The organism is Psychrobacter raelei (assembly GCF_022631235.3).
GTDB classification, from domain to species: Bacteria; Pseudomonadota; Gammaproteobacteria; order Pseudomonadales; family Moraxellaceae; genus Psychrobacter; species Psychrobacter raelei.
Map to the genome: position 1 here is coordinate 1,195,553 of NZ_CP093310.2, position 19,014 is coordinate 1,214,566.

Annotated in this window: 16 protein-coding genes; 12 read left to right on the top strand and 4 right to left on the bottom strand. The window is 45.5% G+C overall.

From position 1 onward, the window contains the following. Nucleotides 1–229: 229 nt before the first annotated feature. Entirely contained in the window at nucleotides 230–1,537 is a 1,308-nt protein-coding gene (gene lpxB, locus MN210_RS05155) for a lipid-A-disaccharide synthase (RefSeq protein ID WP_110816416.1), read from the top strand. Between the two features lie 40 nt (nucleotides 1,538–1,577). After that, complete coding sequence (rnhB, locus tag MN210_RS05160; RefSeq protein WP_425605645.1) at nucleotides 1,578–2,486, top strand: ribonuclease HII; 909 nt, start codon at nucleotides 1,578–1,580, stop codon at nucleotides 2,484–2,486. Nucleotides 2,487–2,549: 63 nt separating this feature from the next. Here the strand turns inward: rnhB and MN210_RS05165 are convergent, their stop codons facing one another. From MN210_RS05165 to MN210_RS05180, 4 genes are all read right to left on the bottom strand, one after another. After that, nucleotides 2,550–5,069, bottom strand: coding sequence for an esterase/lipase family protein (locus MN210_RS05165; protein ID WP_338412683.1), 2,520 nt, complete (start codon nucleotides 5,067–5,069; stop codon nucleotides 2,550–2,552). Nucleotides 5,070–5,347: 278 nt separating this feature from the next. Beyond that, the gene (locus tag MN210_RS05170; RefSeq protein ID WP_338412684.1) at nucleotides 5,348–6,268 is read right to left on the bottom strand and encodes a tetratricopeptide repeat protein; all 921 of its coding nucleotides are present in this window, start codon (nucleotides 6,266–6,268) and stop codon (nucleotides 5,348–5,350) included. A 152-nt stretch (nucleotides 6,269–6,420) separates the two neighbouring features. Then, entirely contained in the window at nucleotides 6,421–7,062 is a 642-nt protein-coding gene (gene coq7 / locus MN210_RS05175) for a 2-polyprenyl-3-methyl-6-methoxy-1,4-benzoquinone monooxygenase (protein ID WP_011960196.1), read from the bottom strand. Nucleotides 7,063–7,127: 65 nt separating this feature from the next. After that, nucleotides 7,128–8,426 carry a L,D-transpeptidase family protein gene (locus tag MN210_RS05180; protein WP_011960197.1) on the bottom strand — a complete coding sequence of 433 codons (1,299 nt, stop codon included), beginning with the start codon at nucleotides 8,424–8,426 and terminating at the stop codon, nucleotides 7,128–7,130. A gap of 426 nt (nucleotides 8,427–8,852) precedes the next feature. On the opposite strand from MN210_RS05180, the gene prmB reads away from it, so the two are divergent. The 10 genes from prmB to MN210_RS05230 all read left to right on the top strand — a co-directional run bounded on the left by prmB (nucleotide 8,853) and on the right by MN210_RS05230 (nucleotide 18,930). Then, nucleotides 8,853–10,037 (top strand): 50S ribosomal protein L3 N(5)-glutamine methyltransferase, encoded by a 1,185-nt coding sequence (prmB, locus tag MN210_RS05185; RefSeq protein ID WP_011960198.1) that lies wholly within the window; start codon nucleotides 8,853–8,855, stop codon nucleotides 10,035–10,037. A gap of 122 nt (nucleotides 10,038–10,159) precedes the next feature. Continuing rightward, nucleotides 10,160–11,263 (top strand): chorismate synthase, encoded by a 1,104-nt coding sequence (gene aroC / locus MN210_RS05190; RefSeq protein WP_155586872.1) that lies wholly within the window; start codon nucleotides 10,160–10,162, stop codon nucleotides 11,261–11,263. A gap of 254 nt (nucleotides 11,264–11,517) precedes the next feature. Beyond that, the gene (locus tag MN210_RS05195; protein WP_425605646.1) at nucleotides 11,518–12,177 is read left to right on the top strand and encodes a nitroreductase family protein; all 660 of its coding nucleotides are present in this window, start codon (nucleotides 11,518–11,520) and stop codon (nucleotides 12,175–12,177) included. Between the two features lie 72 nt (nucleotides 12,178–12,249). Further along, a complete protein-coding gene (locus MN210_RS05200) occupies nucleotides 12,250–13,638 on the top strand; it encodes an NAD(P)H-dependent glycerol-3-phosphate dehydrogenase (protein WP_425605638.1) in 1,389 nt (462 codons plus the stop codon). A 9-nt stretch (nucleotides 13,639–13,647) separates the two neighbouring features. Then, entirely contained in the window at nucleotides 13,648–14,103 is a 456-nt protein-coding gene (sixA, locus tag MN210_RS05205) for a phosphohistidine phosphatase SixA (protein ID WP_011960202.1), read from the top strand. A 62-nt stretch (nucleotides 14,104–14,165) separates the two neighbouring features. Next, nucleotides 14,166–14,702 carry a DUF4870 family protein gene (locus tag MN210_RS05210; RefSeq protein WP_241879418.1) on the top strand — a complete coding sequence of 179 codons (537 nt, stop codon included), beginning with the start codon at nucleotides 14,166–14,168 and terminating at the stop codon, nucleotides 14,700–14,702. A 239-nt stretch (nucleotides 14,703–14,941) separates the two neighbouring features. Next, complete coding sequence (locus tag MN210_RS05215; protein ID WP_011960204.1) at nucleotides 14,942–15,976, top strand: quinone-dependent dihydroorotate dehydrogenase; 1,035 nt, start codon at nucleotides 14,942–14,944, stop codon at nucleotides 15,974–15,976. Nucleotides 15,977–16,021: 45 nt separating this feature from the next. Further along, nucleotides 16,022–16,573, top strand: coding sequence for a CvpA family protein (locus MN210_RS05220; protein WP_338412685.1), 552 nt, complete (start codon nucleotides 16,022–16,024; stop codon nucleotides 16,571–16,573). Nucleotides 16,574–16,677: 104 nt separating this feature from the next. Further along, nucleotides 16,678–18,213 carry an amidophosphoribosyltransferase gene (gene purF, locus MN210_RS05225; RefSeq protein ID WP_338412686.1) on the top strand — a complete coding sequence of 512 codons (1,536 nt, stop codon included), beginning with the start codon at nucleotides 16,678–16,680 and terminating at the stop codon, nucleotides 18,211–18,213. Nucleotides 18,214–18,414: 201 nt separating this feature from the next. After that, nucleotides 18,415–18,930 carry a RidA family protein gene (locus MN210_RS05230; protein WP_241879419.1) on the top strand — a complete coding sequence of 172 codons (516 nt, stop codon included), beginning with the start codon at nucleotides 18,415–18,417 and terminating at the stop codon, nucleotides 18,928–18,930. The last annotated feature ends 84 nt before the right edge of the window (nucleotides 18,931–19,014 follow it).

Consider the following 19,014-nt stretch of genomic DNA (forward strand, 5'->3'; position numbering starts at 1 on the left):
AGTAAGCTGTGGATATTTATCACAAATTAAGGCAACACCTATTTATCGTCTTAACTTTATTATGGGGGGTTAATTCAAGATTGACAAGTGCTAAGCGTGGCTAATTGCTTTATATGAGGAATAGGTAAGACAAAAATTTGTTATACTGGTGCCTATATTTACACAGGGGCGCTGCTGGGTTTGTCCCTGATTATTTCTAGGTCCATTTGATAAAAAAGTAGAGTTTGCCATGCTAGCAAGTGCTGCAAGTCAGCCCCTCTCAACATCCTCTTTTGACGCATCACTAAGTAAGCCTCTGGTGATTGGTATTGTGGCTGGTGAGGCTTCAGGAGACAGCTTGGGCGCAGATTTTATGGCGCAGATGAATAACCTATATGACAATGTAGTCTGGGTAGGTGTGGGCGGACCAAAAATGAAGGCGCAAGGTCTGCAGTCGCTTTTTCCATTAGAGCGCTTGGCGGTGATGGGCCTGGTGGAGGTGTTGTCACAGCTGCCTGATTTGCTCAAAGCGCGTAAAGAGTTGGTTCAGGCATTTGCTCACGCCAATATTGATTGGTTTATTGGTATTGATGCGCCAGATTTTAACCTACGTGTGGCCAAAAAGCTCAAGCCCAAAGGTATATTTTGTGTGCAATACGTCAGCCCCTCAATTTGGGCTTGGCGTGAGTCTCGTATTGAGTCCATCAAGCAAGCCACGCATTTGGTGCTGTGTCTATTTCCTTTTGAGCTTGAGGTATATCAGCGTCACAATCATCCGGCCATCTGTGTGGGTCATCCGCTGCTGCATAATCTGCCCAGAGAGCTGGTGGAGATTTCGACACTTGAGCAGCGCCGAGAGTTGGTGTGGAATAACTCTGAGCTGCACAGCTTTTTTGCTGAGCGTAAAGAGGACATCAGTCTTATGATTTGCCTGATGCCAGGCTCTAGGCGCTCTGAGATTAATGCCATTTTGCCGTTAATGTTAGATGCTGTGGCCCGCTTATTAATGGTCGATGAGCACTTATGCTTTGTGATACCGACCGTCGATAAAAACCATCAATATATCGTACAAGATTTAATCGATCGTCAAGATGAGTCGCTACGGGCAGCAGTGGCTGTGGCCTATGATGAAAGTCAGACTAAGGCTGATTTTAGTCAGTCTATCATGGCTATGTGCGACATGATTGTGCTGGCTTCTGGTACGGCTACCTTAGAGGCTATGCTGCTTAACCGTCCGATGGTGGTGGTGTATCAAATGAAAAAACTCACCTATGCCATTGCCAGTCGTTTGGTCAAGGTGCCTTATGTGTCCCTGCCCAATATTTTGGCCGGTGAGCAAATTGTGCCTGAGCTTATTCAGGATCAAGCGACAGGAGACAGTATTTGCCGTGCAGTAACCCGCCTGATGCGTACCAGAGTCTATGATGAGCAGCTTAATCGCTTAGCACAGACCACCGCTTGGCTGAAGCAACAAAGCAGTCAAACCCCAGTGTCAGCAGTCATCAACACCTGGCATGATTATCAAAATCAGCGGTTAAATGGTCAGCCATTATCGTAGCGGACAAAAAATTAATTCATAAAAAGATGTTGTGGTTATGATGGTAATTGAACAAAGTATTTATTCTTCCTCGCAAAGCACAGGTACGGCCCAAGCCAACTTAGAGCTGCCTTTATCATCACCGCTTCATTTAAGCGGGCGGATAAATACCAAGGCGTTATTTAGCCCAGACAATCAGAGTCAATCTGGTGGGTTTGAGTTTGAAATAGGGGTAGATGAGGTCGGTCGTGGCCCTTTATACGGTAGTGTGGTAGTGGCAGCAGCGATATTGCCAAAAGCTTCGTCTGGGGAGACGGAGGTAGGCTTACTACAAGACACACCGCTTGCGATATTGACCGATTCCAAAAAACTGACTGAGCGTAAGCGAGAAAAGCTATTTGAACCGGTAAAGCAGCACGCTTTGGCTTATCTGATCGTAGAAGTGCCTGCTGGCGTCATTGATGAGATTAATATCCTGCAAGCCACTATACTAGGGATGCGCGTAGCTTGTGAGCAGCTGATGGTTGAGATTACCAAAGTGTGGCGTGATGCATCTGAATTGCCGACTGCATCCTCAACACCACTCGGGTTTAAATTGCTGATTGATGGCAATAAAGTACCTGATTTGGATGAGGTGCGATTGGCAACTCATGGTATTCGCTTAGCAGATATGACGGTCACACAGCCAGCAGGTATGGTCAAATTCTGCGCTGAAGCTTGGGTCAAAGGCGATGCACGACATAACGCCATTGCCGCGGCCAGTGTCTTAGCCAAAGTGTACCGAGACAGACAGCTCATTGCAGATGGGGCTCGATATCCAGGCTATGGCTTAGAGGGGCATAAAGGCTATCCTACTAAGGCGCATGTTGAAGCCATTGCTCGCTTAGGTGTATTGCCTGAGCACAGACGTAGCTTTAAGCCGGTACAACAGGCTATTGAGGGCACATTAGCGGACACACACTATAGCTGATACGCTTAAGGTAGAGCAGGTTTCGGTGCGCCGCTGGTAACAATGAGTCAGCTACAGTTGTGGCTAATTTTGCTGTCGCTGCTGCGGCGGATGCTGGCGTAAATGCTGATGCAATATCTTACGTAAGGTGAGCACCGCCTCTGGGGTCTCTTGGATACTATGACCTCCGCTAATAATGGTCTCGCTGGCGGCCCCTTCTAAATGCGAGCTGCTATAAGGCACGATGCCATCAGAGGAAGCCGTGGATAGCGTCTGCGAGATATTGCTCTTTATATCCTCTAGTGCTTTGGCCTTGTCAGGATCTAAGGACGCTTTGTTGGCCTCCATTTCGTTGAGGTTCACACCGGCCTTAAGCGCTTGAGCCTCATCGTTATTTGATAAGGATGTGGTTGGCGTTGAGGCGATATTGAGCTTTAATAAGCCGTTATACAAGTCTGAGTCTCTATTGGCAATAATCGAATGATAAGTGACATTGTCGGCAATAGGTAAGTCAGCAGTGAGCTGCATAAATGAGGACTTATCACTTAACTGACTGGCCCCATTTTCAAAGTATAAGGCGCCTAAAGGATTGGCCGCCAACTCCCCTTCAGTAGCAATGCTGGCAAGGTTGCCACGAATGGTTTGAGCAAAACCAATAGGCAACTGAACCACACGGCGCAGGAGCTGAGTAAACCAGCGATCAGCGAAGTCAGTCCCTCTAAAGGGTGCAGAAATAAATACCGCCGTATCCACGCTTTGTAATTGGTGTAAATGTAGTCTGTTTTTAACCTTTGATTTATCGAATTGATCCTCTAATAGTTTGTTTAAACGCAGATTGTTTTGCTGGGTATTTAGCGTATTAAATTTTTCTTCCAGATTTTCATTAGAGACCAACATGCGGCCAATAACCCCGCCCATGCTGTGACCTATAAGCACACTATTATGGCTAGCAGGATGAACCCCTTCTGGGTCATTCATATGATAGGTAGTCTCAATCAGCTGTTGAATACGATAGCGATTCTCCAAGATAGGGATATTGGTGGGATAAAATATCTGCCATACCTGATAATTGTCGCGTAGCTTGGTGTCATTTGAGATATCGTTGGTGATACTGACCCAAGTTTCAGGGCTTGAAGCCAGACCATGCAACATGATAATTACCCGCTTATTGGGGTCATAAGGCTCTAACATGAACAGCTGCGGTAACGTTAGGGTTTGCTGTTTAGATAGCAGGCTAAAGTAGCCAACGTTGTTTAGGCGGTTCTCTGATAGCCAGATACCGTAGCTTGCTGAAAAGTTGGCCGCCAGATAATACGGCTCCCCCAAGATATCCACACTTTTGACATGATGTGGGTTATACATCTTTATATCAAAATGTTGGCTATTTAACACCTCATCTAAGGTATTGCCGGCGGGTAAAATAATACCGGTTAACAAAAGATTGCCGGTTAAATGGATGCGATCTAATGGATCCTCAGAGTTTAAGGTTTTGTTATCAGACTTAATCAGATTGGTCACTGACGTGTTTAAGCGATCATCAAATAAAGTGACATAGCTAATCCCAAAGCCTTCGCGCTCACTGATGGTGTTTAGCCCCGAAAAGCTTAGGTCATGGCTGGCATACAATTTATCTATGCTTTTGTTATAGCGGGTGGTGTTTTGTAAATACTCAGGCTCATTAGGCAGATATAAGTCGATAGAGGTCTCTACTGAATTTAAGTCTTTACTGAGCTGTTTGGTTGAATCTGTCTGTTGTGTGCGCTTCAAATCCTGATTGTCAGTATCGGTATTAAGGTCTTGCTCAATGGGCGGGAAGGTGAAGTTTAAGACTTTAATTTGATCGCCATATTTAATGCCATTGGCATATTGAGCACCCGTATTCATAGACAATTTAGCATCATCAATTAAATCAGAGTTAATAAAAGACGTCATTTTAGCGATTTGCTGGCTGTGGTCTTTGTTGGAATACAGCTGTTTTATAAGGGCGTCTGAGGCCGCCTCATAGACATCTTGAGTTTGAATGTCTAAATTGGAGGGTAGGTTATTGGGTTTTACCGCCATGTTAGCAGTATTAGCGGCTTCAGGATTTAGCTGATTATAGAATAAATAGGCGTAGCTGTACTTTATCGCGCTTAATAAGTTATTGCGATAGTCAGTATTGCACTGTCTTAAGTAGCTTATTCTTTGTTGTTCTTGCTCAGGGGTATTTGGTGCATTGGCATAATAAGTATCAATAGGTGGTCGTAAAATCTTCTCAACACAGTCCTCTAATGCCGAAATCTCTTTGGCTTTGGCCAGGTATAGCTCAGCATATAGCGCTAGGGCTTCTTTAGAGTCTTTGTTGAATAAGCCGGCATCAATCTTTTGTAGACACTCATCAAACTTTGGTAAGCATTCTCTAGCCGGCACACCTATAGAGACCAAGACCGAAGCGCTCTTACTGCTTAAAGCATTTGTGGTGACCACATTACTGCGCTTTTTTACAATGGTCTGACTGGAGTTTTTTTTGTCAACAGATACGGTGCTACATCCTACTGCTGTCAATAGACCGGCGGTTAAGGCTAAGTTTAGAGTTAATCGTGCCACAATAAATTTTTTTTGCATAAAAAAAGCCATCAGCGGTAAGGGTGAGGATAAAAATTAAAAACAGATAAGGAGGATTAACAGTAAATGGCCAAAGCCAATCGGTTAACCATGTTGCAAAAAATTAGCTAAAAGATAAGTGCATAAAAAAAACACTTCTATCTTGTAGGCAGATAGGGTCTGAGTCAAGTACTGTTAATGACTGAGTTTAACTTATTATCAGGTGGGTAAAATGACAGCTAAAAATAAAGCCACATAACGTGGCTTTATTGCTTAATGATTAAAAAACTTAGTACCGCTTATTGCTTACCTGATAAGTCCCAGATGTAGTATTTGCCATCTTCAACAATCTGAATTTGTTTGGCAATGGTGGCATCATCAGGATGTTTTTGCTGCAGGGTCTTTAAACGAGAAAGTGCCGCAGGGCGGTTGTCATTTAATAAGTCAGCTTGCGCCAAGCTTTGCTCAGCTTCCTTGTAGCTTTGAGAAGCCGCTTTCATTAGGTATTTTTTACCCTCTTTAAAGCCGCCACCCTCTGATAGCATCATGCCATAAATAAAGTTGGCTTCAGCGCTCTCTGGCTGTCTGTCAATGGCTTTGGCAATAAAAGTACTGCCGCGCACTGCGTAGTCTGAGCCGAGATCTAGGTTACGACCCATACCATTTAATTTGGCCGCTCTTAGCAGTACTTCATAAGAGGCATCTTGGTCTTCGGCAAAAGGACGGATCCACTGCTCAAGCTCTTTTAGCTTCTCTTTGGCATAGTAGCGGTCTGAGTTGGTTTTAAATGTTGGCGGATAGTGACGTGCACTGGGGCTGATTTCTGCAATAAAATCATCTAGTAAACTGACATCTAATTGATCAGCTTGGTTGTTGCGTAACTTAGGAATAAGCACTGTAGGTACGTAGCTGACCGCAGAGACATTAACAGTTGGGGTAGGAATACCTGCTAAGCGAGTTTTGGTAATGTCAGTGGCACTTAGTAGGGGATCGTTTTGCAGTTCACTGGCACTATATTTGACACGATGTACTGTCTCTGAGCTCTGTTCGGCTGCTGCCGCGGCATCCATAGGTGTGGTATCGCTATTGGTATCCACAGTAGCGGCCGGGGTATTGGTGGCGGCGTTGCTGCTAGAGGTAGGTAGTGCTTGACAGCCTGTTGCAGCCAGTCCAAGTAAAATCACACTCGAAAGAAGTTTTGTAGATACCTGCTTAGTCATTATTAGGTCCTTGTTTTTATGATAAAACTCAATGAAATGAAAGGGGTACAGCTTAATTAGGCTGCATAAAAGAGACGTTTAGCCCATAACCATAACAATTTTTTATGCGCCATTAAAGTGAGCAGATGTAACCGTAGTTAAAGCTTAGCGGCTTATAAATGATAGGCTAGATTTTTCATGCGGTTGGCCATCCAGCGCATGGAAATACGAACCGGCGCTGATAACGCCTTGCCGCCATGATTTAATGCCGCCTCACGGTGCTCAAGCTCTTCAATATTCATTTGGGCTAAAATCTCTTTGCTGCGGGTGTCTTGCTCCGGCAACTGATCAATATGGTCTTGCAGATGCTCACTGACCTGTGCTTCTGTTTCGGCCACGAAGCCTAGGCTAAACTCATCTGATATGATGCCGGCAATGGCGCCTAGGCCAAAAGACAGGCCATACCAAACGGGCGTAAAGACGCTGGGGTGACTGCCCAGCTCATCTAAGCGGGTCTCGCACCAGACCAAATGATCAATCTCTTCATCAGCGGAGTGCTGCATGGCTTGTTTGACCAAATCATCTTTTGCAGTAAAGGCTTGGCCATGGTATAGACCTTGGGCACATACTTCGCCGGTATGGTTGATGCGCATAAGTCCCGCCACATGGCGAGACTCAGTGATAGACAGTTGGGGCAGGGCATCAGAGCTAACAGGAAGCGGGCGGGCGGTTTGATTTGAGTGTGGAATAATGGCGCGCAGACTGCTGTCAAATCCCACAATAGCACGGTCGATAATACTCAAGTTTTTTGCCATAAAGCCCTCTGTATCCTGTTAGTTATCAATAAGATAGGCGGTGAATATCACCCCATCTATCTAGCTTATTTAAGCTCTACACTAGCGCCATTTTCGATGTTGGCATACACCTCTAATACGTCCCAGTTGGTCAGACGCACACAGCCTGCTGAAGCTTGGCGACTGATGCCTTCAGGTACGGGAGAACCGTGGATACCATAAGAGGGTTTTGATAACCCCATCCAGACCACGCCTACTGGGTTATTGGGTCCTGGCGGCAACATAAACACTTGTTTTTTATCACCATTTTTCACAGTTGATTTATACCAAGGCATTTTCACCTTGTTAACAATTTTAAAGGTACCAGTCGGTGAAGGGGTGCTGGTGCTGCCCACAGTGGTGGGATAGGTGGCGACCAATTGATTGCCATTATAGGCATAAAGGGTCTTGTCAGCTTTGTTGGCAATCACGCGGTTAATCTTAGCTTTTAACGGGTCACCCACGTTAATGACAGTAATGGTTTCACCTTCAACAAAGCGCTTGCCCTTGTTTAATTTTTCAAGATAACGTACGTCCATATGGAAGCGCTCACCAAGCATCTCTTTGATATCTTGGTAGTACAAACCTTTCATTTTTGATTTGGCTTCAGAGCCTGAAGGCGTTGGCGCTAAAGGTGTATTAGCGTCTTCCTTGGTCAAGGTGTATTGCACCAATACCGGCTGTTTTGGATTGATTTTTTTTGTCAACTCGTTCCAAGTGGCGGTATCCATTTTGCCTGTACTTGGCAGGCCGCGCATGGTCTGGAAGTTGGCCAACGCCTTCGTACTGTTCATACCCCAGCCACCATCGATCGGACCGGGTGAGGCATGGTTCCAGTCTAATAATGCTTGCATTTTGACCGACATCGCCGTGTTTTTGCGCATGTTAGGGGTCCATACCGCTTCGTTCACTGCCCGTGCATAATTAGATAGGTTTGTGGTTTTGTAGATTTTACCATCTTTATTTTCGATGCTCTTAATCGAGCTGTCATCTTTGTTCGGTGCAGCAAGCTCTACGGCTTCACCGTCACTTTCATCCTCTGAGACTTGTTCAGCGATTTCGCTGTTAACTTGTGCTTGTACTGCTTTATCTTCTGCGTCGTCGCTGTCTAGATCAGGGTCTGGCATTGCCGTACTTTGAGCATTCGCCATAGATTTGGCGGCAGCCGCTTTTTGGTTGCTCTCAGACGTATTAATAAGCTGTTGTAGCTTGTCGACAGGCTTAGGCTGGGTTTGCACCGCCATCGCGCTGCTGCTTAGTGCCATTAACGCGGCAGTAACCGCAGTTACCAAAGATTTTGGCGCAAAAAAAGTGCTGCGGGGAGTTGGTTTTAAAGACATAGTCATACAGGTATTCACAATTAATAAAGAGGTGCTGCTATTATGCGATGAAAAAGGGTAACTGGCAAATGTTTACCACAAATTCTAAAGTAACAGTAACAATTGTGCGAGTTAAGCGGGCAGCTATAAGCTAATTGGGTGAACCCGTCTTAGATTATAGAGCAGCAGAGCCCCTTTTATCAGATTATCAGAGCAATGTTGGTTATAATAGAGCAAAATTGCTGGACAGGTATGCAAACAAAACTGAAATTTTCGAACGATTTCATATAGAATGTTTTATCAGTCCGATTTTTTCATTCAAATCTTTTAACTTAGCGCTTTAAGCTGATCGCTGAAAACTCAAAATAGCCTTTGGATAATGAGAGTTGGAAGCTGAGCAGTTTAACGACAAGCTACGTGGGTAATTAAATAACCGTGGGTAATTAAATAATTATGTCAACAGATAATACTCAGCAAGACAATGTACAGAGCCAGGCCTTGGATTTAAGCAACTTAGATGCCGAAGCTTTATTGGCCCAGATTCAAGGCGCAAACAGTGGTGATCTAGAAGAGGATACATTGGCGCTAGATGGTCAATTTGACACCTTAATCGCTGACTGTGATGAGGCAGTGATTGCGCTTTATACCATCCGTGACTTTATTCGTTTTTGTGTCACTCAGCTGCGTAACTATGATGTGGTTGTGGCGCAAGGTACCAATGATGTATTTGCTGAAGCGGCGGCGATTGTATTGCACACTTTATCGTTAGATTGGTCTGCCGATGAGCAGATTTTAGATTGCCGTCTTACTGCCTCTGAAAAAGCGGAGGTATTGGCCTTGTTGCAATCTCGTATTATAAATCGTCAGCCGCTAAGCTACTTGGTCAACCTAGCTTATTTTTGTGACTTACCTTTTTATGTCGATGAGCGTGTGCTTATCCCAAGATCACCAATAGCTGAGCTGATTCGCCAGCAGTTTTATCCTTATTTTGAAACCAACGAAATGGCTCAGCCGCTTGGGGCTGATTCTACCCCTGACTTGCCGTCATTTTATCTGCATGGCTTAGAGAACAAGCAGTTGTATCAACCTGAGCGTATCTTAGATTTGTGTACCGGCTCTGGCTGTATCGCGATTGCGCTGGCTAGCCGCTTTAGAGATGCGCTAGTGGATGCCGCTGATATTGATAATTCAGCGCTTGAGGTAGCCGCAGTGAACGTTGAGCACCATGGTATGGAGCATCAGCTTAATCTTATTGAGTCTGACTTGTTTGAGAAGATTCCTGCCGAAAATCAGTATGAGCTTATCGTAACCAATCCCCCTTATGTCGATGCTGCCGCCATGGCTGAGCTGCCCCCTGAGTTCATCCACGAGCCTGAGCATGCGTTAGCGGCTGGTCAAGACGGGCTGGATTTGGTGCACAAAATATTAAATGAGGCAGCCGATTATCTGTCTCCTGAAGGCCTGTTAGTGTGTGAAGTGGGGGATAGTGATTGGGCGCTGCGCCAAGCCTACCCAGAGATTCAGTTTAACTGGTTGAGCTTTGCTCGCGGCGGCAGTGGTGTTTTTGCCATTGACCGTGAGGAATTAATCACTTATCGTCATCTGTTTGAGGCTCAAGTGGCTCAGCTAAATTCATAATTGATTTAAGCCACATAAACCGTTTAAATAGAGCTCATCGTTGAGTGTGAGCGCAAATTAAGCCAATAAACACCCTGATAATTGATACCATAACTGATACGATAAATAAGATTGAGCATGATATGGCAGGAAATAGTATTGGACAAGCATTTAAGGTAACCACGTGCGGTGAGTCACACGGGGCAGGACTGATGGCCATCGTTGATGGGGTACCGCCTGGATTGCCATTAACCAGTGAGGACTTGCAGTTAGACTTAGATCGCCGCAAACCCGGCACCTCTAAATTTGCCACCCAGCGCCGTGAGCCTGATGAGGTAGAGATTATCTCAGGTGTGTTTGAGGGTAAAACCACAGGCACCTCTATTGGTCTATTGATTCGCAATACCAACCAAAAATCAAAAGACTATAGCGATATCAAGGATACCTTTCGCCCCGGCCATGCCGATTATACTTATAGTATGAAATATGGCTTTCGTGACTATCGCGGCGGCGGTCGCTCCTCAGCGCGTGAGACAGCGATGCGGGTAGCGGCAGGTGCCATTGCCAAGAAGTACCTAAAGCAGCGCTTAGGTATCGAAATTCATGGTCACGTGGTATTGATGGGCAATGAGGCGGCCGCTGTAACAGACCCGAATCAGATTGATTGGCAGTTTGTGAACAGTAACCCGTTTTTTTGTGCAGACCCTGACGCTCTGCCTCGCTTTGAGGCGTTGATTGAACGCCTGCGCAAAGAAGGCACCAGCTGCGGTGCGAAACTTGAAGTGATTGCTTCAGGCGTGCCTGTGGGTCTGGGTGAGCCGGTATTTGATCGCTTAGATGCCGATATTGCCCATGCCATGATGAGCATTAATGCGGTAAAAGGCGTGGAGATTGGTGATGGCATGCGTGTGGCGGAGCAGTTTGGTCATATTGCCCGCGATGAGTTAACGCCCGATGGCTTTACCGCCAATCATTCAGGCGGTATCTTAGGGGGCATCTCATCAGGCCAGGATATTAAAGTGAGTATTGCTTTAAAGCCCACATCCAGTATCACCACCCCAGGTAAGAGTATTGACCAGCAAGGTCAGCCAGTGGATATGCTTACCAAAGGTCGTCATGACCCCTGTGTTGGCGTAAGGGCTACGCCCATTGCTGAAGCGATGCTGGCCATTGTGCTGCTCGATCATTATTTGCGTCATCGAGGCCAAAATGCTGATGTCACCCAACCGGTGGCTCCTATTGCTTAAGCGCTACAGGTAATAGGTATCCGCAGCAGATAGGTGGGAGGTGATGGGCCAAAAACTTGGCCTTATCATCTCCTATTTTTTTGGCTCAGCCTTGAGTAAACAAAGCGCGGCTTATGTCCATGTGAAACTTGGTATGACCTTTGCTAGATGATGGCAGGCGAGCTTTAGTAGCAGTTTGGTAATAAACATTGTAATACAAGCATAAAATGCCAATATATAAAGGGATAGGATATAAAAAATCAGAGGATATTATGATGAATAACACCCTGCAGGACGAGTTTGAAACCAGCGATCAACGGGCTGATGCGACGCAAATACAGTCGGCTAAGGTGAGTGATGAGCAAGTTATCAACTGGATTAAATCTCGCCGCAGTATTGGCAATTTAAGTATTCCTGCACCCACGAAGCGGCAGCTTGAGGCCGCCATTGAATGTGCCATGAGCGCCCCAGATCATAAGAAGCTACAGCCTTGGCGCTTTACCGTTACTCAAGGGCAGGCAAGACATGAGTTAGGCCGAGCCTTATTGGCAGCAGCACAGGCTAAAGCTTTGCGTGAGGGCAGTGAGCTTGAGGAACGTAGCGCAGAGAAAACCTTAAAAATGCCGCTGCGGGCGCCCGTTATTATCACGGTAGTGACACGGATGAGATATCATGAAAAAGTGCCTGCCTTTGAGCAGCTATTAAGTAGTGGCGCCGCTGTACAAAATCTTATCTTGGCACTGCAAGCTCAAGGCTTTAGCACAGTTTGGCGTACGGGGCCTTTGGCCAATGAGCCTGCCGTAAAAAGCTACTTTAATGTGGGTGCAGAAGATTATATAACCGCCTTTGTCTATGTGGGCAGCAGCCACTGTGCCATGCCTGCCCGCGGTGACATTGATACCCAAGGCTTTGTGACTTATCAAAACGGATTATAACGGTAGCTTGGCTACTGCATAGATTTTTTATTGTTTATAACTTGATACTTTTATTATTTTAGCGAGAAAGCCATGTCAGATAATACCCAAAAACAACCAGATGCAGACGCCCAAGAGCATCAAAAATTGAAAAAGTCGGTAACGCCCGATGGCTCAGATAGCCATCAGAACGACCAGAACAACCAGCCAGACACGGCTCAAGCCGAGCGCCAAAACGAGCAAACGGGTGCTGAAACTAAAGCTGAAAAGCCGGTCTTTAATGCTGGTTTATTAAGCAGCTTATTTGAAAAAGCCACTAAAGTGAGTAAGGCTAAGCGCACCACCCAAACCTTAGATCCTACTGTGGTAGAGGAGACGGTGATGCACAATATGGCCAAGCCTCAAGGCACTAAGTCGCCACATACGCTGCGCTTGGCCTTTTTGGGTGGTGGCAGCTTTGGTACCGCTATGTCAAACTTGGCAGCACGTAATGGCTGTGATTCAACGCTTTGGGTACGCAACAAACGCACGGTTAAGTCGCTACAAAAAAACCGTGTTAATAAAAAGTATTTACCCGGCTATATTTTGGATGAGCGCTTAAAGTATGAGCATGATTTAAAGGCGGCGGTACAAGACAAAGACATTATCTTTGTGGCGGTACCGAGCTCTGCTTTTAGAGAGACTTTAAGGAAGATTCGTCCTTATTTAAGTGGTCAGTCGGTGGTTTCGTTGACCAAGGGTATGGAGAAAGACACCTTTAGCTTAATGAGTGACATCATCAGCCAGGAGCTGCCGGAGGTGAATTTTGGGGTAATGTCAGGGCCTAACTTGGCGGTTGAGATTATGCAAAACATGCCTTCAGCCTCTGTGATAGCCAGTGACTCTGAGCCTTTGCGCCATGCTGTACAGTCAGCGCTGCACAGTGCGTTTTTTAGAGTATTCGCCTCAGATGATATTAAAGGGGTTGAGCTTGGCGGCGCATTAAAGAATATTTATGCCATCGCCATGGGTATGGCGGCCTCCTACAATGTAGGTGAGAACACCAAGGCCATGCTATTAACAAGAGGTCTGGCAGAGATGAGCCGCTTTGGAGTGGCATCCGGTGCCAATCCTCTGACTTTCTTGGGTCTAGCTGGGGTGGGCGACTTATACGCCACTTGTAGCTCGGAGCTAAGCCGCAACTATCGTATTGGTAACATGCTTGGCAATGGCATGAGCTTGGAGGCTGCCATTAAGAAGCTGGGTCAAACTGCTGAAGGGGTGAACACCATTCAGCAAGTGCATGAAAAAGCCACTAAGCTTGGGATTTATATGCCCATCACTCATGCGCTGTATGCGGTTATCTTTGAGGATCAAGCGGCATTGGGTGTGGCACTGAATCTGATGGAATCAGGATTTAGAAGTGATGTGGAGTTTGTGATGCCGCATGAGTACAGCAATGAGAGCTTAAATGCCCAAATGAATGCCACGTCAAAAAAATAAGGAGGCCTTATGCAGGTTATTTTCATGCGCCACGGTGAAGCGCAGAACTATAATGATAATGACGCCGAGCGGCAACTAACTCAACTTGGCCAACAACAAGCGGCCGAAACCGCACAGCATCTGTTAAGTCAGTATCAGCCAGATGCCTTTGTGGTCAGCCCCTATGTTAGAGCGCAGCAGACCTTAGAGGCGCTGCGTCAATTTGCACCTGAGATACCGGTCATCGTACAGCCCAACATTACTCCAGGCGATGACCCGTTACAGGCACTGCACAGCTTAATGGATGTCGATGGTGAGTGTGTGGTGGTGGTGTGTCATATGCCGATTGTGGCAAAGATGGCTGCACAGCTGACCGCAGATGAGCCTGAGCCATTTAGTCTTGCAGAAGCTCGAATATTTGAAACTGTATTTATTGCGCCAAACATGGGCCATGAGATAGGGCGTTATGTGCCTAAGCAGTATTAGCAGCTTTATGGCTTAGCTAATTTTTTGCTGGCTGAAAAAACAACTTTAAAAAGGGGGCAATAATGGACCCGAAGCATTCTGATAATAATAGTGGCAAACCCACATTAGATAAGCCAAATATTGATAGGCCAGTCTTTGACTCAACTACTGAGTTTGGGCATTCAAACTTGGTGCGTCAACCCATAGGTGCGCCTGATATATTAAGCCATGAGCAGCAAGAGTCTTTGATTCGTTATAACCACATCACCTACTTATTATATGCGCTTAGCTTTTTTACAGCGGGCTTGATGTGGATAGTGCCTATTGTTATGAATTATGCCCGCCGCCAGCAGGCTGATGGAACTTGGCTTGCCACACATTTTGATTGGCAAATTAAGACCTTTTGGTACAGTATTATCTTAGGCATCCTAGGCATTATCATAGGTGTGATTGGCTTAGGCGGATTGGGGATAGGTGTGTTTGCCGATAGCTCAAATGTAGCCTTAGGCTCAACTGCTCTTACTGTGGTCGGCGGCATTATATTTTTGTTTTCAATCATTTGGCACATCTACCGTATTGTCAAAGGCTGGATAGCCTTAAGTGATAAGCGGCCTATTTAGTAAGTGGCCATAATAAACGTGCCAAATCTCACAGTGACATCAATCACTTAGCTGTATTTTAGTGGTTATTTTAGTGGTTATTTTAGTTGTGACTAATCGATGATTTGGCTTACGTATGCTGTTATAATCAATACCTCTTGAGTAGAACACAACTTATCTTGAGTAAACCCATAATTGATCGAATGTGCTTGATTGCCATCTTCTAAATTTACTTATTTCATAACAGGTTACCTAGCGTTATGTCCTACGCCTTACTACGCCCTTTCTTATTTAATTTAGATCCTGAACATGCTCATGAGCTTACGCTGCAACTGTTAGAAAAAGCGCACAAAGCTCGGGCGCTTGGTTTTATCTATTCTCAGCAGTCTTTGCCGACTGAATGTATGGGTTTGCAGTTTTCAAACCCTGTGGGATTGGCAGCCGGCTTAGATAAAAATGGTCAATATATTGATGCGTTGGCTGAGCTTGGTTTTGGCTTTATCGAAGTGGGTACTGTGACGCCAAGACCGCAGCAAGGTAATGAAAAACCGCGCTTATTTAGAATCAAAGAGGCCGATGCGATTATCAACCGTATGGGCTTTAATAATCTAGGGGTGGATCGCTTAATCCAGAACGTTCAGCGTGCAAAATACAAAGGCAATATCGGCATAAATATTGGAAAAAATGCAGTGACGCCGGTTGAAAATGCCGCCGATGACTACATATATTGCTTAGACCGCGTATATCCTCATGCCTCTTATATTACGGTCAATATCTCCTCTCCAAACACCAAAAATCTACGTGACTTGCAAAGTGGTGAGGCCTTAACTGAGCTGCTAGACAGCATAAAAAACCGTCATAGTCAGCTGGCAACAGAGTATGGGTTTTATGTGCCCATGGTGCTAAAAGTAGCACCAGACTTAACCCCTGAGCAGGTCGATTATATTGCCAACCAGCTTATTGAATTTGATATTGATGGCTTGATTGCTACCAATACTACGTTAAGTAGAACAGGGGTAGAGGACTTGCCGTTTGGTGATGAGGCAGGTGGACTCTCAGGTCGCCCTGTGGGTCATCTAAGTACCCAGATTATCGAACAGTTTTATGAGCGACTAGAGGGTAAGGTGCCTATTATTGGGGTTGGCGGTATTGATAGTGGAGATAAGGCGGTACGTAAGTTAAACGCTGGCGCTACCATGATACAGCTGTACAGCGGTATGATTTATCAAGGGCCAAAACTGGTGCAGCAGTGTGTCGAAGCCATTACCAGTCATCGTGATGCCATGATGCTTTAGTAAGCCATCAATTGATAAAACAACTAAAGTAGGCGTGGAGAGAGTATGGGGTTTTTAGACATTGTTATTGCCATTATGGTGCTGGCGGGGTTGTGGCGAGGCTTTAGCGCAGGTTTTATTCGTAGCGCCATCTCGCTGGTAGGCTGGTTTATTGCCCTATTAGCTGCAACGCACTTGGCCGATGATGTGGCGCCTTATTTGGCCAATGTTGTCAGCTCCCCCGTATTACAGATGGGCGCAGGCTTTTTGGCCGTGGTACTTATCGTAATGCTGGTGATTCAGATACTCACCATGCTGGTGTCTGGTATTGTCAAAAGCCTAAAGCTTGGTTTTATTGACCAGCTGGCCGGCGGGGTACTGGGTGCTTTTAAAAACCTACTTGTGGTGCTGGTGATGCTTAGTGTATCAGCGCCGGTACTGGTCAATACGGCCATGTGGCAGTCTTCTATGCTTGCGCCAGAGCTACTGCCTTATGCCCCTTTTGCCAAAGAATTTGCTACCAAAGTGTTGGGTGAGGCATGGCAACAAATTGATGTGCCTGACTCGAAAAGCAATGATCCCTCTGCTGTTGATTCAAACTCAATGGAGCAGCAGTAAGCGGGTTGATAACCAAAAGCTGAGTGTTTTCAGCGATGAAGTGTAGTTTAGCCACCACTAAATGAATCTTTTAACCAGTAAAGACTATTTTAAAAGGATAGAGTATGTGTGGAGTTGTAGGTGTTGCAGCACATGAACCAGTCAACCAGATGTTGTATGACGCATTAACTGTACTTCAACACCGTGGGCAAGATGCCGCTGGTATCGTGACCATGAAAGATGGACGCTTTTTTCTGCGTAAAGACAATGGTATGGTGCGTGATGTGTTTATGACACGTCATATGTTGCGACTTGTGGGTGAGTTTGGTGTGGGTCATGTCAGATACCCAACAGCAGGCACTTCAAGTAGTGCAGAGGCACAACCTTTTTATGTAAACTCTCCTTATGGCATTACACTTGCACATAATGGTAACTTGACCAATGCAGAAACCTTGGCAAAAGAGCTGTATCAAGATGACCTACGTCATCTAAATACCAACTCTGACTCAGAGGTATTATTAAACGTATTGGCGCATGAAATTCAGGCATTAGGCAAAACTCAGCCTACGCCCGATGACATTTTTGATGCGATCAGCTCAATGTATAAGCGTATCGAAGGCGCTTATGCTGTAGTGGCGCTAATTACTGGTCAAGGCCTGATTGCTTTCAGAGACCCTAATGGTATTCGTCCACTGATTTACGGCGAGCGTGAAGCTGCTGATGGCCGCATCGAATACATGGTAGCTTCAGAGTCAGTGGCTCTGACTGGATCAGGATTCAAAGTGGTTCGTGATATCAAGCCTGGTGAAGCCATCTTTATTGACCTTGATAATAAGATGCACACCCGTCAATGTACGGAGCAAAAAGAGTACACCCCTTGTATGTTTGAGTATGTATATTTTGCGCGTCCAGATTCTATTATGGACAACATCTCAGTATACAAAGCGCGTCTGCGTATGGGTGAGAAATTGGCTCAGAAGATTTTGGATGAGTGGGGCAATGAGCACGATATCGACGTGGTTATTCCTATCCCAGATACATCACGTACCTCAGCGATGGAGCTGGCGCTTAAGCTTAATGTGAAGTACCGCGAAGGCTTTATGAAAAACCGCTATATCGGCCGCACCTTTATTATGCCCGGTCAGCAGCAGCGCAAAAAATCGGTGCGCCAAAAGCTAAATGCAGTACCGCTTGAATTTAAAAATAAAAATGTCTTATTGGTCGATGACTCTATCGTACGTGGTACGACCTGTCATGAGATTATCCAAATGGCGCGTGATGCCGGCGCCAATAAGGTGTTTTTTGCCAGCGCCGCGCCACCGGTTAAATTCCCGAATGTCTATGGCATTGATATGCCAGTGCGTCATGAGCTGATTGCATCAGGTCATACGGTAGAAGAGGTTCGTGACATTATCGGTGCTGACCGTTTGATTTTCCAAGACCTAGATGACTTGATTGAAGCGGTACAAGATACTAAGCACAGCAAAGTAGAAGGTTTTGATTGTGCGGTATTCGATGGTAAATACATCACAGGTACCATTACCCCTGAGTATTTAGACTACCTGCAAGAGCAGCGCAACGATCAGGCCAAAAGCAAGGCAGTGGGAGTGGAAGTCATTGCAGATACGCCAGTGGACATGACTGGGGTGCAAGAAAACTAAGCGAGGCGTTTAAGATCATTATCATCTGATAATATAAAGCAGATTGATGTTAACTGAAAAATTGCCCGCCAAGCTCACCATTAGTTTGTTATGATAAAAGCACTGCATAATTTATGCGGTGCTTTTTTATGCCCATAATAGACCACAGTTTCTTTGTTTGAGCTTTAACTAATAACAAACTAAAAATAAAATAGGACGGTTATGTTTCAGACATCTTTAAATAAAATTGCGATTGGCTCGCTGCTGAGTATCACTCTGGTAGCTCAAGCCATGACGGTACAAGCTGCCACTCAGGGCGTCAACCCCAGCCAAAACTCTCATCCACCCAAACCCAAAGTGAATATCGTCAGCAAAACAGCGCCTATTTTTTATGGTTCACAAGGCGCTTATCCTTTTTCTAAGGCAGTTCGGGCAGGCGATACTTTGTATCTATCAGGCGAACTGGGTATGAAAGACAATAAACTGGTATCAGGTGGTATTAAAGCGCAGACCGCTCAGGCCTTAGACAATATCAATCAAACCCTGTTAAGCTACGGTTACCAAAGCTCGGACTTGGTCAAATGTATGGTGATGCTCACTGATATTAAAGATTTTGATGCATTTAATGACGTGTATCAGAGCAAGCTAAGTAAACCATATCCGGTACGCTCAGCCTTTGCCGTTAAAGACTTGGCACTAGGTGCTAAAGTTGAAATAGAGTGCATGGCCGTTAAATAGCCAGCTTAGGTTGGGCTAGTATGGATCATAAAAAAGACGCCCTGATACAAGGCGTCTTTTGGTGTTCTGGCTTTGGACAATATA

Coding starts and splice junctions, on each gene's coding strand:
- sixA (WP_011960202.1), top strand. CDS start 13,648: ATGCAGGTTATTTTCATGCGCCACGGTGAAGCGCAGAACTATAATGAT.
- MN210_RS05180 (WP_011960197.1), bottom strand. CDS start 8,426: ATGACTATGTCTTTAAAACCAACTCCCCGCAGCACTTTTTTTGCGCCA.
- lpxB (WP_110816416.1), top strand. CDS start 230: ATGCTAGCAAGTGCTGCAAGTCAGCCCCTCTCAACATCCTCTTTTGAC.
- prmB (WP_011960198.1), top strand. CDS start 8,853: ATGTCAACAGATAATACTCAGCAAGACAATGTACAGAGCCAGGCCTTG.
- purF (WP_338412686.1), top strand. CDS start 16,678: ATGTGTGGAGTTGTAGGTGTTGCAGCACATGAACCAGTCAACCAGATG.
- MN210_RS05215 (WP_011960204.1), top strand. CDS start 14,942: ATGTCCTACGCCTTACTACGCCCTTTCTTATTTAATTTAGATCCTGAA.
- rnhB (WP_425605645.1), top strand. CDS start 1,578: ATGGTAATTGAACAAAGTATTTATTCTTCCTCGCAAAGCACAGGTACG.
- MN210_RS05220 (WP_338412685.1), top strand. CDS start 16,022: ATGGGGTTTTTAGACATTGTTATTGCCATTATGGTGCTGGCGGGGTTG.
- MN210_RS05195 (WP_425605646.1), top strand. CDS start 11,518: ATGAATAACACCCTGCAGGACGAGTTTGAAACCAGCGATCAACGGGCT.
- coq7 (WP_011960196.1), bottom strand. CDS start 7,062: ATGGCAAAAAACTTGAGTATTATCGACCGTGCTATTGTGGGATTTGAC.
- aroC (WP_155586872.1), top strand. CDS start 10,160: ATGGCAGGAAATAGTATTGGACAAGCATTTAAGGTAACCACGTGCGGT.
- MN210_RS05200 (WP_425605638.1), top strand. CDS start 12,250: ATGTCAGATAATACCCAAAAACAACCAGATGCAGACGCCCAAGAGCAT.
- MN210_RS05210 (WP_241879418.1), top strand. CDS start 14,166: ATGGACCCGAAGCATTCTGATAATAATAGTGGCAAACCCACATTAGAT.
- MN210_RS05230 (WP_241879419.1), top strand. CDS start 18,415: ATGTTTCAGACATCTTTAAATAAAATTGCGATTGGCTCGCTGCTGAGT.
- MN210_RS05165 (WP_338412683.1), bottom strand. CDS start 5,069: ATGCAAAAAAAATTTATTGTGGCACGATTAACTCTAAACTTAGCCTTA.
- MN210_RS05170 (WP_338412684.1), bottom strand. CDS start 6,268: ATGACTAAGCAGGTATCTACAAAACTTCTTTCGAGTGTGATTTTACTT.